Below are 13,581 nucleotides of genomic sequence, written 5' to 3' on the forward strand. Positions count from 1 at the left end.
ACCCCGCACAAATACAGCGCCCACCGTTTCGGCAGGCGCTGTACAGAACTATTTTATGCGGGTCTCAGGGCTTATTTGCTGCGGTACAGAGTGGCGATATCCACCAGCGGGATGTTTGCCAGACTGTGCTCGCTGCGCAGGCAGTCCACCAGAGAGGCGGCAGTATCCACTGCGGTGATGCAGGGGATGCTCAGCTCCACGGCCTTACGGCGCAGGCGGACGGAATCGCGCCGGGGGTCACGACCCTTGGCGCTGGTGGAGAACACATAGTCCACCAGACCGCTCTGCAGCAGATCCACGATGTTGGGCGCCTCGCCGGAGATGTTGCGCACCTCGTTGCAGGGAACCATGTGCTTGTTGAGCCATGCACAGGTGCCGGAGGTACCGTAGAGCTTATAGCCCATATCCTTCAGCTTCCATGCAATATCCACGAACTCGGGCTTGTCGCTGTCCTTCACGGTGAAGATGCAGCAGCTGCCCGGGCCGGGGGTCTTGAAGGTATAGCCTGCACCGATCAGACCCTTGAGCAGGGCGTCGTGGTAATTGGGCGCAATACCCAGCACCTCGCCGGTGGACTTCATCTCGGGGCCGAACTGGGTATCCACGGCGTGCAGCTTTTCAAAGCTGAACACGGGTACCTTTACCGCCACATAGGGGGCGTTGGGGTGCAGACCGGTACCGTAGCCCATATCCGTCAGTTTCTCGCCCAAGCAGCAGCGCACGGCCATATCCACCATGGGCACGCCGGTGACCTTGGAGATGTAAGGCACGGTACGGGAGGAGCGGGGGTTCACCTCGATGACATACACACGGCCATGGGAGACGGCGTACTGCACGTTGACCAGACCGGTGACGTGCAACTCGCGGGCAAAGCGGCCGGTATAGTCCACCATGGTGTCGATCTCGTCCTGCGTCAGGTGCTGTGCCGGGTAGACACAGATGGAGTCGCCGGAGTGCACGCCGGTGCGCTCCACCTGCTCCATGATGCCGGGGATCAGGAAGTTTTCGCCGTCGCAGATGGCGTCCACCTCGCACTCGGTACCCATGATGTACTTATCCAGCAGCACCGGGTGATCCATATCGACGTGCTCGGTGATAACGCCCATGTACTCGATGATATCCGCCTTGTTGTAGGCCACGATCATGTTCTGACCGCCCAGCACATAGGAGGGACGCATCAGCACCGGCAGGCCGATCTCCTCGGCAGCGGCCAGAGCCTCGTCCAGATTGAACACGGTGCGGCCCGGGGCGCGGGGGATGTTGCAGCGCTCCAGCAGCTCGTCAAAACGCTCGCGATCCTCGGCCTCGTCGATGGCGTCCGCCGGGGTGCCCAGAATGGGCAGACCGATCTCGTCCATGTGCTTGGCCAGCTTGATGGCGGTCTGTCCGCCGAACTGCACCACGCAGGCATCCGGCTTTTCGGTGGCAATGATGTTGTCCACGCTCTCCGGGTTCAGCGGGTCGAAGTACAGACGGTCGCCGGTATCAAAGTCGGTGGAAACGGTCTCGGGGTTGTTGTTGACCAGAATGGCCTCGCAGCCGTTCTTTTTCAGCGTCCATACGCAGTGCACAGAGCAGTAGTCGAACTCGATGCCCTGACCGATACGGATGGGGCCGGAGCCAAAGACCAGAACCTTCTTCTTTTTAGGCTCGCCCTTGGCAGCGGTCTCGGCTTCCTTCTCGGCGATGAAGCTTGCAGCCTCGTTGTCGCCGTCGTAGGTGGAGTAGAAGTAGGGGGTGTTGGCAGAGAACTCGGCAGCGCAGGTATCCACCATCTTGAAGCCGGCGCGGTAGTTCTCCACGGGCAGGGTGTCCACCTGTGCCAGACGGCGGATGGTCTTATCCTGGAAGCCGTACTTCTTGGCAGTCTTGTACTGCTCCAGAGACAGCTGGCCGTTGCACTGTGCCAGACCCTTTTCCAGATCTGCCAGATGCTGCATCTTATCAAGGAACCACCAATCGATCTTGGTGATATCGTAGATGACCTTGTGGTCGATGCCGCGCTTCAGTGCCTCGTACACGCAGAACACGCGCTCGGCGTCCTGAACGTGCATGTGCTCCACCACTTCCTCGTCGGTCAGCTCCTCAAAGGGCTTGTGGGTCAGGGTGTCCATGCCCAGCTCAATGGAGGAAACAGCCTTCATCATGGCAGCTTCGAAGCTGTTGCCGATGCTCATCACCTCGCCGGTAGCCATCATCTGGGTGCCCAGAGACTTGTCGGCGTAGACGAACTTATCAAAGGGCCACTTCGGGTACTTGACCACGATGTAGTCCAGCGCAGGCTCGAAGCAGGCGCAGGTCTTGCCGGTGACATCGTTGGTGATCTCGTCCAGCGTGTAGCCGATGGCGATCTTGGTAGCCACCTTGGCAATGGGGTAGCCGGTAGCCTTGGAAGCCAGCGCGGAGGAGCGGGACACACGGGGGTTGACCTCGATGACCGCGTAGTCGAAGCTGTCCGGCTTCAGGGCGAACTGGCAGTTGCAGCCACCCTCGATGCCCAGCTCGGTGATGATATTCAGTGCGGCGGTACGCAGCATCTGGTACTCGTGGTCGGTCAGGGTCTGGGAGGGAGCCACGACCACCGAGTCACCGGTGTGGATACCCACGGGGTCGAGGTTCTCCATGTTACATACGGTGATCACGTTGCCCTTGTGGTCGCGCATCACCTCGTACTCGATCTCTTTCCAGCCGGCGATGCACTTTTCCACCAAAATCTGATGGATGGGAGAAAGGCGCAGGCCGTTGGTGCCGATCTCGATCAGCTTTTCGCGGGTCTCGCAGATGCCGCCGCCGGTGCCGCCCATGGTAAAGGCCGGGCGCACGATGACCGGGTAGCCGATGCGGTCGGCGCAGTCCAGTGCGTCCTGCAGCGTCTCCACCACCTCAGAGGGGATGATGGGCTGGTGCAGCTTTTCCATGGTCTCCTTGAACAGCTCACGATCCTCGGCACGGTCGATGGTCTCAGGCTTGCAGGCCAGCAGACGGATGCCGGTGCGGTCCAGATAGCCGGAGCGTGCCAGCTCCATGGACAGGTTCAGACCTATCTGACCGCCGAGGTTGGGCAGCACGGAGTCCGGCTTTTCAATGTCCAGAATACGCTCCACGACTTCCAGCGTCATGGGCTCGATATACACATGGTCGGCCACGTCCGGGTCGGTCATGATGGTAGCGGGGTTAGAGTTCAGCAGAACAGTCTCGATGCCCTCTGCTTTCAGGGCGCGGCAGGCCTGTGTGCCGGAGTAGTCAAACTCCGCAGCCTGACCAATGATGATAGGGCCGGAGCCAATGACCAGCACCTTTTTGATTCTGGGGTCCTTCGGCATTTCAGCGTGCCTCCTTTGCTGCTTTGACGTTGTTCAGGAAGCGGTCGAACAGGAATTCGGTGTCCTTGGGGCCGCCGTTTGCTTCCGGGTGGAACTGCACGGTAAAGCAGTTCCACTTTTTGTACTTGATGCCCTCGCAGGTGCCGTCGTTGGCATTCACCTGTGCCACCTCGCCCATCTCGGCGGGCAGCTCCTCGCCCACGACCGCGTAGCCGTGGTTCTGGCTGGTGATAAAGGTGCGGCCGGACTCAAAGTCGGTCACAGGCTGGTTGGCACCGCGGTGACCGTACTTCAGCTTCATGGTCTTGGCACCGGCTGCCAGTGCGGACAGCTGGTGACCCAGACAGATGCCGAAGGTGGGGATGTTCAACGCAAAGATGTGCTTGAGGTTCTCGATGATCTCCACCGGCTCGGCGGGGTCGCCGGGGCCGTTGGACAGCATGATGCCGTCCGGGGCAAGGGCCTTGATCTGCTCTGCCGTTGCAAAGGCGGGCATCACGGTCACCTTGCAGCCGCGCTTGACAAGGCAGCGCACGATGTTGCGCTTGCAGCCGTAGTGCATCAGCACGATATGGGTCTCGCCTTCCGGGTTGAACACCTCGGGTGCGGCGCAGGTCACGTTCTTCACGGCGTCGGTCACGGCGTAGGCGCGGATCTCAGCCAGCAGTGCCTCGGTCTCGGCCTTATTGACCGGGTCGGCGGGGTCAAAGGTGGTCAGGATGGCGCCGTTCATCACGCCGCTCTCCCGGATGATGCGGGTCAGGTGGCGGGTGTCGATGCCCTCGATGCCGATGGTATTGTTCTTTTTCAAAAAGCTGTCCAGCGTCTCCTCACAGCGCCAGTTGGAGGGGGTGGTGCAGGCTTCGCGCACGATGTAGCCCTTTGCCCAAATGCGGTCGGACTCCATGTCATCGTGGTTCATGCCGTAGTTGCCAATGAGGGGATAGGTCTGGGTGATGATCTGGCCATAGTAGCTGGGGTCGGTCAGGGTCTCCTGAAAGCCCACCATGCCAGTGGAGAACACCACCTCGCCCACGGTCACGCCCTGCGCGCCCACGGACTGTCCGGCAAAGACCATGCCGTTTGCCAAAAGAAGATATGCGTTCATAGTTTTCCTCGTTTCAACAAAAGCTTTCAGTTTACAGGGTCTGCTTTGCTTCCTGCTTCATCTTGCGGCTGCCCAGATGCACCAGCGGCAGCTTGCCCTCCTTGCAGATGGGGCACTCCTCCGGGGTATAGTTGGGCAGGTCCAGCTTCAGGGCGCTGGCCAGAATGGGGATGGGAGACGGAGCCTCGGGCTTGGTGCGGTCCACCACGCAGGTGATGCCAAGGCAGATGCCGCCGGCCTCTTCGATGACGCGCTTGGTCTCCAGAGAGGAGATGCCGGTGGTCACCACGTCCTCTGCGATGATGCACTTTTCACCCGGATGGATGGCAAAACGCTTCAGGCACATCACGTTGTCCACGCGCTCGGTAAAGATCGCGCGCTTGCCGGTCTGGCGGGCCAGCTCGTAGGCGTACACGATGCCGCCCATGGCAGGGCCGACGATGACGTCCACATCCATCTCCTTGACCTTGTCGGCCACAGCCTTCATCACCTCGGCGCAGCGGTCCGGGTACTGCTGCAGATAAGCCATCTGGCAGTATGCGCCGGAGTGCCGGCCGGAGGACAGCAGGAAGTGACCCTCCAGAAATGCGTCACAGCTCTTCAGAATTTCAAGTGCTTCACTCATTGTACTTCTCCCTCTCTTTTCAGTGGTGTATATTCCTTTGGGTGGTATTGTACCACGCTTTTACGGCATTTGCAAATTTATGCGTTAAGTTTTATTTTATGCGCATAATTGTAGATATTTTATGGATATATCAGTTTTTATTCTGCATGACGTGCGCAGCCGCGGATCTCGTCCAGCGTTTTCACGCCGTTTTTGTCCATCCATGCTGCCATCTCATCGGCAATGGTCTCCATCGCGCGGGGGTTTGCAAAGTTTGCCGCGCCCACCTGCACTGCGGCGGCACCTGCCATGATGAACTCCAGTGCGTCACGGCCGGTTGCAATGCCGCCCAGACCCACCACCGGGATGTTCACCGCACCCACGGCCTGCCAAACCATGCGCAGGGCGATGGGGCGCACCGCCGGGCCGGACAGACCGGCAAAGATGTTGTTGAACACCGGGCGGCGCTTTTCCAAGTCAATGGCGCAGGCCTGGAAGGTGTTGGTCAGGCTGATGGCGTCCGCACCGGCAGCCTCCACAGCCTTGCACATCTCGGGGATATTCTCGGCCTGCGGGCTCAGCTTGACCATCAGGGGCTTTTTGCAGGCAGCGCGCACCATGCGCACCACTTCCCCGGCAGCTTCGGCTTTCACGCCGTAGGCCATGCCGCCCACCTTGACGTTGGGGCAGGAGATGTTCAGCTCCACAATGTCCACTGCGCTCTCGCTCAGCATGGCAGCGCCTTCCACATACTCCTCCTCGCTGTGGCCGCCAAGGTTTGCAATGGCCACCGTGCCGTATTTCTGCTTCAGTTCCAGCATCTCGGGCAGCTCCACGTCAATAAAGTGCTGCACGCCGGGGTTCTGCAGGCCGATGCTGTTGATGAGGCCGGAGGGGGTCTCCCACAGGCGCTCGCCCTTGTTGCCGTACTGGCCGTGCAGGGTAAGCCCCTTGCCGGAGATGCCGCCGATCTTTGCAAAATCGGCCAGTTCCTCGTACTCCACACCGTAGCCCACGGTGCCGGATGCGCCGATGACCGGGCTGTTCATCACAAAACCCAGCAGGTTGGTTTTCAGGTCTGCCATCAGAAGAACACCTCCGTTGCGTCAAATACAGGGCCGTTCTTGCACACGCTTTTGCCCTCGCCGCTCTTGGTCTCGCAGGTGCAGCCAAGGCAGGCGCCAATGCCGCAGGCCATCTTCTTTTCCATGCTCACAAAGCAGGGGGTGCCTTTTTCGGCACACAGGCGGGCGGCGTTCTTCATCATCACGGTGGGGCCGCACACCAGCACCACATCGTAATCGGCGGGGTCATACAGCTGGGTGACAAAGCCGTGGAAGCCCACCGCGCCGGTGTCGGTGGACACCTTGACGAGGTTTGCGATGCTGCGGTACTCCTCCATGCAGTAGGGGGTATCGCGGAAGCCGAAGAACACATCCGGCTTTACTCCGGCAGCGGCCAGCTCGCGGGTAAGCTGGAACATGGGTGCAGTGCCGATGCCGCCGCCCACCACGGCGATCTTTTTGTACTTGCTCAGGATGTCCGGCACATCAAAGCCGTTGCCCATGGGGCCGGTGAGCTGGAAGGTATCCTGCTGCTTGAGCTGTGCCAGCTTCTCGGTGCCCTCGCCCACCACCTGATACAAAAACTCGATGGTGCTGCTGTCCGGGTTCCAGCGGTGCACGCTGATGGGGCGGGACAGGAAGGGGGCTTCGTCTGCGCCCCAGGAGCGCAGGGTGAAGAACTGGCCTGCGTGGGGGGCATGGTCGCGGTCCGGCCACACCACGGTCAGCAGGCGGATGTCCGGGGCAATGACCTCATTGCGCAGGACGGTGGCTTCACAGCAGGCTGCACGCATGAGCAATGGCCTCCTTCATGTTCACACACTCGTTGTAAGCGGCCTCGTCAAAGACAACGCCCGGCTGCTTTTTGTAAGCCAGCAGGATGCCGCGGCTGGAGTTGACCACGCCCCCGTTGCCCTTGGTGAGGTACTGAGCGATATCCTCGGCCTTGCCGCCCTGTGCGCCGTAGCCGGGGATCAGGAAGAAGCTGTCCTGATACTTTGCGCGGATCTCGGTGGCCTCCTCGATGTGGGTACCGCCGATGACCAGACCGATGGAGGAGTAGCCGTGCTCGCCCATATAGTCCTTGCCCAGCGCGTTCAGCTTGTCGCCCACCAGATCGTAGACGTGGCGGCCGTCGGCCAGCTTCTCGTACTCAAAGTCCTTGGCGCCGCCGTTGGAGGTGCGGCAGAGCACGAACATACCCTTGCCCTGCTTCTCAGCATAGGGCAGATAGGGGCTGATGGAGTCCAGACCCATGTAGGGTGCCAGCGTGACGAAATCACTCTCGAAATCACCGGTAAAGTGACCCATGGCGTACATCTCGGCAGTCTTGGCAATGTCGCCGCGCTTGATGTCCGCGATCACCGGCACACCGGCCTCGCGCACAGCCTTCAGGGTGTCGGCGTAGGCCTTCATGCCCTCCATGCCCAGAGACTCATAATAAGCGATCTGCACCTTGTAGCAGCCGGCCACAGCCTTGGTGGCATCAATGAGCTTCTTGTTGAAGCGCACGATGTTCTCGCCCTTGGTCAGGGTGCTGTCCACAAAGTCGGCGGGCAGGTAGCTGAAATCGGTGTCCAGACCCACGCACACCGGGCCGCGGGCTTCCACAGCTTCGTACAGTTTGTCCATGTTCGTCATTTGGGTGTCCTCCTGTATAAGTCGTATTTATAGAAAATAAATTGTAACTATGGGTTTTACTCCTCGGCCTGATAGGTGATCTTACCGGCCTTGATGGTGGCAAACACCTTGCCGTAGAGCTGTGCACCGTCAAAGGGAGTGTTGTGGCTCTTGGAGTGCAGCTTTTCCTTTTCCACCGTGTAGGGAGTGTCCAGATCCACCAGCACAAAATCGGCATCGAAGCCCGGCTCCAGCTGACCCTTGGCAAGGCCCAAAATCTCGGCGGGGCGGGTGCTCATCAGATGCACCAGCAGCTCCAGCGGCAGACCCTCCTGCTTGCAGAGCTTAGTGTAGCACACGCCGAAGGCGGTCTCGCTGCCCACCATACCGGCCATGCCCTTCAGCTTATCCTCTTCGGAGTGGGGTGCATGGTCTGTGGCAATGGCGTCAACGATGCCGGTGCGGATGCCCTCCACCAGTGCCTCCACGTCATCGGCGGTGCGGATGGGCGGGTTGACCCGGTAGTCGCAGGTGTCGTTGGTGAACCACAGGTGGTGGGGGGTCACCTCACAGGTGACGGGTGCGCCCCGCAGCTTTGCCGTGCGGATGGCGTCCAGCGCACCCCGGGTGGACACATGGCACATGTGCAGCCGGGTCTGGTAGTACTCGCTCAGCCAGCAGTTGCGCACTGTCTCGATGTCCTCGGCCAGACGGTAGTCCCACGGGCTGATCTCCATATCCTCGGCGTGGCTCATGACCGTGATGTCCTTCTGGGTGCAGATGGCAAAGGCCCGCGCCATGGTGGCGTTATCCTGCACGCCGTGGCCATCCTCGGTGATGAACTTCACGCTGGCGGGCAGAGTCTTGAGGTGGTCGATGCTCACACCGTCAAAGTTCTCGGTGATGGAGACGGTCTGGTTTGCATCGCACAGCCCCACCTCGGCGGCTTTCTGCTCCACCATCATGGCCTGTGCGGCGGAAGAGCAGACGGGCTTGGTGTTGGGCATCAGGTTTACAAAGGTGTAACCACCGGCGGCGGCGGCGCGGCTGCCGGTCTCGATGTCCTCCTTGTACTCAAAGCCCGGGGTGCGCCAGTGGCAGTGCAGGTCCACAAATGCGGGCAGCACCGTCAGCCCACCGGCATCCACCACCGTCTCGTTCTCGGCGGCAAGGGCGGAAAGATCCTGCCCTACGGCAGCGATTTTGCCATCCTTTACATAGATCTCGAGCGGCCGTCCCTCGGTGTTCACAGCGTTTGTCAGCAGCATCGCGGTTCCCTCCTGTAATGGTATTTTTGTGTATCAAACGCCCGAAAACGGGCAAAAAAAAACTTTTCCCCGCAAAGGGAAAAGCTCATTGCGCAAAAAAAGGAAACAACGAAGCCACGGCAAAACCGGACGCGAACTGCTTGTTCAGTTTCGGGTTCTGGGCGCTGCACAGCATGGTGTTTCTCCTTTTTATGATGGTTGCGTTTTCATTCGTATTATTTTATCATAGAACCGCAAAATATGTCAATGGCTGCGCGCAAAAACAGGTGCTAAAAGGTTTCTGGTATCTCTCGCCGAATTTTGGATACTCTACCCAAAACCCGGGTCATGCGGCAAAATAAATGCCATTTTGTTCCACAATCCCTAGCGCGGCACTGTACTTTCGTCTCCTGCTGTGCTATTATAATACGGTAAAAGGGAGAGCCCCGCCGCGTGGGCGGGTGTTTATGGGAAAGAGAGGTTTTCCGCATGGGTTTACTTGAGGACGCGCGGAACATCCAGCGCAAGGACCCCGCCGCACGCAGCGTGCTGGAGGTAATGCTGCTGTACCCGGGATTCCACATTCTGGTGTACCACCGCATTGCGCACTGGCTGTACGAGCACAAGCACTTTTTTCTGGCACGATGGGTCAGCCAACATGGCCGCCACCGCACCGGCATCGAGATCCACCCGGGTGCCACCATCGGCAAGTGTCTGTTCATCGACCATGGCATGGGCATCGTGTTCGGCGAGACCTGCGAGATCGGGGATAACTGCACCATCTACCACGGAGTAACGCTGGGCGGCACCGGCAAAGATACCGGCAAACGCCACCCCACCTTGGGCAACAATGTGCTTATCGGCGCGGGCACCAAGGTGCTGGGCCCGGTGTTCATCGGAGATAACGCCCGCATCGGTGCGGGCAGCGTGGTTCTGCGCAACCTGCCCGCCAACTGCACCGCCGTGGGCGTGCCCGCCGAGGTGGTGCGCATCAACAACAAGGCGGTGAACCCTGCCGACGATCTGGACCAGCAGGATCTGCCGGACATCGTCTCGCAGCGGCTCACCGATCTGGATCGCCGCCTGAGCCAGCTGGAAAAAGCGGCGCAGGGCGATATTCCACCCACTGCCGCGCAGATCGCCGCCCGGCAGCGGAAATAAAAGATCCTTTTGATAAAAAGAGGAGACAGGCTTCCCGGAAAGGGTCGCCTGTCTCTTTTTTGTTGTCAGCTGCTATAACACCTGCTCACCGTTTTCTTTATTGCAGTACATCCGGGCATCGGCCTGCCGGATAGCCTCGGTCAGGGGCTGCACATTGCACACGCCGCCAATGCTTACCGAAAGCCGGAGCTCCGGGTGGCTGGGCACCCGTGCCGCCTGCACAGCGTTCTGCACCCGCCGGATGACGCTTTCTACGCCGTCAGGGCAGTTCTGGGGCATCAGCAGCAAAAATTCATCGCCGCCGTAGCGGATCAGAATATCGGTCTGGCGCAAGCAGCTTTGCATGGCTGCGGCCACGGTTTGCAGCGCCTCGTCCCCCACCAGATGCCCAAAGCTGTCGTTGACCGACTTGAACTGGTTCACATCGATCATCGCTACACCGCCGTGCATCTCGCCCCCGGCAAGGAACTTATCAAAATAGCGGCGGGTGTAGGCCCCGGTCAGAGGGTCTACGAAGGCGCTGCGTTCCATTCCATCGCAGCGGTCCAGCAACAGCCGGTGGCCGCCCATATCCAGCCAGCGGCCATCCGTCAGCCGGGTGACCATTTCCAGCATACAGCCCCTGCCGCCTACCTCGATGTACTTGGAAATGACAAAATAGGCTTCCTCGTCCTTGAACTCGATCTTATTCAGAATGGTCTTGCGGGCGTAGGCTTTGGCCGAGATGCAGTTTTCGCACCGGGTATCCCGGTTCCATACCATGTGGCAGTTGCCGGGCTTTTCGGTCAGGATGCCGTCGCTGTCCAGCGCAAGCACCTTGCGGTGCTCCGGGTCTACCAGACGCACCACATCAAAGATGCCCTGCAGCCGCCGCAGAAACTGGGCGGGATCCTCTTCCGGGTCGGTCGCAGTCAGCAGCTCTGCCTGATGCTCCACGCGGTGCTGTTCATCGGTGAGCTGCCCCAGCACGTTCACGCAGCGGCGCACCCCGGCACCGCTCCAGATGGTGTGCAGCGCCATCCGGTGCAATCGCGGCTCCCCGTTCCGCTCCACCATGACCGGCAGCACCACGTCCGGTGCTTCCGGCGTGGCGCGGCTGATAGCCTTGGAAAGCTTGCGCTGATCCTGCTCGTTCAAAAAGCCAAGTCCCCTGCCCTGTGCAAAATCGGTCACCGTTTTTTGCTGCAAGGGCTCGGCATGGTAGTCATACACGGTCACGCTGCCTGCCAGCAGGTCGTAGTCGAACCGGATGCCGCCGCACTGGGCGGCGTAGAAATCCGTGCGTTCCTTTTCCTGTTCCAGCAGCAGCTGAGAGTGGTTCTCCCGGGGCAGCGCCTCCCGGTGCAAAATCTCCTCCGAAAGGCGGTGGGTCTCCTGCCGGAAGCCGCGGTCCCACTCCGAGCGGGTCAGCTCGGTGCGCAGCTGCTCCGAGGACTTTTGCAGGCAGTCCAGCAGCAGCGGGTTAAAAGCGCCGCACTCGCCGTTCAATATCATGCGCAGCGCGGTGTCGTGGTCGTAAGCGTGCTTATAGCAGCGCTCGCTGGTCAGGGCGTCGTACACGTCCGCCAGCGCCACCACCTGCGCCGCAATGGGGATCTCGTCCCCTTTCAGCCGGTCAGGGTAGCCATTGCCGTCCCAGCGCTCATGATGCCAGCGACAGATGGCGTGCGCCACCTGCAACAGCGGCTCGTCCCGGGCAATGGACTGTCCCAGATCCTGCAGCATCTGCGCACCCGCCACGGTATGGTTCTTGATAATGGCAAACTCTTCGGCGGTCAGGCGTCCGGGCTTGTTCAGGATCTCCTCCGGGATGACGATCTTGCCGATATCGTGCAGCGCCGAGGCGGTGCTGATGCGGGCGATATCGCTTTCGTCCAGCTGATAACGATCGGTCTTTTGCACCAGCCGGTGCAAAAGCAGGTCGGTCAGGGTGCGGATGTGCAGAACATGCAGCCCGCTCTCGCTGTTGCGGAACTCCACCACATGGCTCAGGATGCTGATCATCAGCACGCTGTTGTGTTCTTTTTCGTACACCTGATCGGTGACAAGGCGGGTGAGCCGCTTTTGCTTGGCGTACAGCATGAGGACATTCTTCACCCGGCGCAGCACCATGATCCGCTCGAAGGGACGGCGGATATAGTCCGTTACCCCCAGATCGTAGGCGCGCTCGATGTTGGCGGTGTCCTCTGCCGCCGAGATGACGATGACCGGGATCTCGTCCAGCCATGCGTGGTACTTCATCACCCGCAGCACATCAAAGCCGTCCATGCCGGGCATCATCAGGTCCAGCAGCAACAGAGAGATATCCGTGCGTTGCCGCATCAGTTCCACTGCCGCTGCGCCGTCCTCTGCTTCCAGATAGTCATAGCCATCGCCCAGTATCTCCTTGAGCAGGGCACGGTTGATCTCGGAATCATCCGCGATCAGGATCTTCGGTTTCTCGTTCATGGCCATGTTTCTCCTTTTGCGGCGCATCCATCTGCTCCGGCTTTGTTCCGGGTGTACCGTCCGCACTAATCGAATGCAGCGGGCTTTCCCCGGCATCCGCTTTATTGCGTTCATTTATACTTTACTGGATTTTACAGCAAAATGCAAGGATGCGTGCAACATTTCTGCCATTTTCCGGTATTTTCTGCAAACGTTCTCATTCCCGGCTGTATAAATGCAATCCAATTTTTACAGTACCCTTTGCAAACGTTGTTCAAAAGCAAGCCGTTTGTCGTTACAGCCCTTTCTGTGAAAATGCGGTTGCCGCGCTCCGCAGAGCGCGGCAGCCGCGAAATATAAATCTACTTTCCTCTGACAATGCGCAAAGCAAAGCAGAGCGCATTTTAAATCGTCCCACGCAGAAAGAAAAAGGACTGCTGCGCAAAACACGCAACAGTCCTTTTAAGATTCATTCTTGGGGCATCATGGCATCGAACCAACCCATCAGTTCCGCAGCCATCTGCTCCAGCCGGGTCTCCGGCTGCCATGCAGGCTGTGCGGGCTCCGGGGGCAGCGCCTGTTCCGGGGCACAGAGAGTCTCTTCCGTCTCCGGTACAGGCTGTTCCGGTGCAGCCTCGCATTGCGGCTCAATCTCGGGGGCTGTATCCGGCTGCACGGGTGCTTCCTGGGCAGTCTGCTGCATGGCAGCAAGAGCAGCTTCCGCTCTGCGGCAGGCGGCCTCAGCCTGTTCTGCCCGGGCATTGGCCTGTTCCAGCTGCTCCCGCGCCTGCTCACAGGCGGCTTCCAGCTCTGCATTCTCGTGCTTGAGGGCAAGCAGGGTGCGCTCAAAGGCGAACATCCGGGTCTGGTACCGGCGCACCTCGGCGCGTGCCGCAGCCAGCTTGCGGCTCAGCTGCTCTGCCTGCGCCCGGGCGCTTTCCGCCTGTGCTGCGGCAGATGCCTGTACAGCAGCCTGCCGGGCAAATTGTCCGCGCAGGGCACCGGTCTCCCGCTCTGTCTGCACCAT

11 protein-coding genes are annotated in these 13,581 nt (G+C 60.0%); 2 read left to right on the forward strand and 9 right to left on the reverse strand.

Annotated features, from left to right (window positions below; genetic code table 11):
* Positions 1-71: 71 nt before the first annotated feature.
* From carB to MTP36_RS12610, 7 genes are all read right to left on the reverse strand, one after another.
* Positions 72-3,323, reverse strand: a complete 3,252-nt coding sequence (gene carB, locus MTP36_RS12580; RefSeq protein WP_249251163.1) for a carbamoyl-phosphate synthase large subunit — start codon at positions 3,321-3,323, stop codon at positions 72-74.
* 1 nt (position 3,324) lies between these two features.
* Complete coding sequence (locus tag MTP36_RS12585; protein ID WP_249251164.1) at positions 3,325-4,431, reverse strand: carbamoyl phosphate synthase small subunit; 1,107 nt, start codon at positions 4,429-4,431, stop codon at positions 3,325-3,327.
* Positions 4,432-4,462: 31 nt separating this feature from the next.
* Complete coding sequence (gene pyrE, locus MTP36_RS12590; RefSeq protein WP_005920457.1) at positions 4,463-5,056, reverse strand: orotate phosphoribosyltransferase; 594 nt, start codon at positions 5,054-5,056, stop codon at positions 4,463-4,465.
* A gap of 137 nt (positions 5,057-5,193) precedes the next feature.
* On the reverse strand, positions 5,194-6,120 hold the full coding sequence (locus MTP36_RS12595; RefSeq protein ID WP_112091765.1) for a dihydroorotate dehydrogenase: 927 nt from the start codon (positions 6,118-6,120) through the stop codon (positions 5,194-5,196).
* A complete protein-coding gene (locus tag MTP36_RS12600; protein WP_249251165.1) occupies positions 6,120-6,893 on the reverse strand; it encodes a dihydroorotate dehydrogenase electron transfer subunit in 774 nt (257 codons plus the stop codon). Before MTP36_RS12600 ends, MTP36_RS12595 begins: the two co-directional genes overlap by 1 nt.
* Complete coding sequence (pyrF, locus tag MTP36_RS12605) at positions 6,874-7,740, reverse strand: orotidine-5'-phosphate decarboxylase (RefSeq protein ID WP_249251166.1); 867 nt, start codon at positions 7,738-7,740, stop codon at positions 6,874-6,876. The genes MTP36_RS12600 and pyrF overlap by 20 nt, the downstream gene beginning before the upstream one ends.
* Positions 7,741-7,796: 56 nt before the next feature.
* Positions 7,797-8,987: a dihydroorotase gene (locus tag MTP36_RS12610; protein ID WP_097779312.1), complete on the reverse strand. Its 1,191-nt coding sequence runs from the start codon at positions 8,985-8,987 to the stop codon at positions 7,797-7,799.
* A gap of 26 nt (positions 8,988-9,013) precedes the next feature.
* Here MTP36_RS12610 and MTP36_RS12615 point away from each other — a divergent pair, with 26 nt between their 5' ends.
* Together MTP36_RS12615 and epsC are read left to right on the forward strand one after the other, a co-directional pair.
* Positions 9,014-9,328, forward strand: a complete 315-nt coding sequence (locus MTP36_RS12615; RefSeq protein ID WP_207657569.1) for a hypothetical protein — start codon at positions 9,014-9,016, stop codon at positions 9,326-9,328.
* A 127-nt stretch (positions 9,329-9,455) separates the two neighbouring features.
* Entirely contained in the window at positions 9,456-10,127 is a 672-nt protein-coding gene (gene epsC, locus MTP36_RS12620; protein ID WP_097779311.1) for a serine O-acetyltransferase EpsC, read from the forward strand.
* Between the two features lie 72 nt (positions 10,128-10,199).
* On the opposite strand, the gene MTP36_RS12625 is transcribed toward epsC, so the two are convergent.
* Positions 10,200-12,575, reverse strand: a complete 2,376-nt coding sequence (locus tag MTP36_RS12625) for a diguanylate cyclase domain-containing protein (protein WP_249251167.1) — start codon at positions 12,573-12,575, stop codon at positions 10,200-10,202.
* A 448-nt stretch (positions 12,576-13,023) separates the two neighbouring features.
* Positions 13,024-13,581, reverse strand: a complete 558-nt coding sequence (locus MTP36_RS12630) for a hypothetical protein (RefSeq protein WP_249251168.1) — start codon at positions 13,579-13,581, stop codon at positions 13,024-13,026.

The organism is Faecalibacterium sp. I4-1-79 (genome assembly GCF_023347235.1).
Taxonomy (GTDB): Bacteria; Bacillota; Clostridia; order Oscillospirales; family Ruminococcaceae; genus Faecalibacterium; species Faecalibacterium tardum.

What these genes read in the sequence shown, in the direction of transcription:
- carB (WP_249251163.1), bottom strand. Translation starts at nt 3,323, where the DNA reads ATGCCGAAGGACCCCAGAATCAAAAAGGTGCTGGTCATTGGCTCCGGC.
- MTP36_RS12585 (WP_249251164.1), bottom strand. Translation starts at nt 4,431, where the DNA reads ATGAACGCATATCTTCTTTTGGCAAACGGCATGGTCTTTGCCGGACAG.
- pyrE (WP_005920457.1), bottom strand. Translation starts at nt 5,056, where the DNA reads ATGAGTGAAGCACTTGAAATTCTGAAGAGCTGTGACGCATTTCTGGAG.
- MTP36_RS12595 (WP_112091765.1), bottom strand. Translation starts at nt 6,120, where the DNA reads ATGGCAGACCTGAAAACCAACCTGCTGGGTTTTGTGATGAACAGCCCG.
- MTP36_RS12600 (WP_249251165.1), bottom strand. Translation starts at nt 6,893, where the DNA reads ATGCGTGCAGCCTGCTGTGAAGCCACCGTCCTGCGCAATGAGGTCATT.
- pyrF (WP_249251166.1), bottom strand. Translation starts at nt 7,740, where the DNA reads ATGACGAACATGGACAAACTGTACGAAGCTGTGGAAGCCCGCGGCCCG.
- MTP36_RS12610 (WP_097779312.1), bottom strand. Translation starts at nt 8,987, where the DNA reads ATGCTGCTGACAAACGCTGTGAACACCGAGGGACGGCCGCTCGAGATC.
- epsC (WP_097779311.1), top strand. Translation starts at nt 9,456, where the DNA reads ATGGGTTTACTTGAGGACGCGCGGAACATCCAGCGCAAGGACCCCGCC.
- MTP36_RS12625 (WP_249251167.1), bottom strand. Translation starts at nt 12,575, where the DNA reads ATGAACGAGAAACCGAAGATCCTGATCGCGGATGATTCCGAGATCAAC.
- MTP36_RS12630 (WP_249251168.1), bottom strand. Translation starts at nt 13,581, where the DNA reads ATGGTGCAGACAGAGCGGGAGACCGGTGCCCTGCGCGGACAATTTGCC.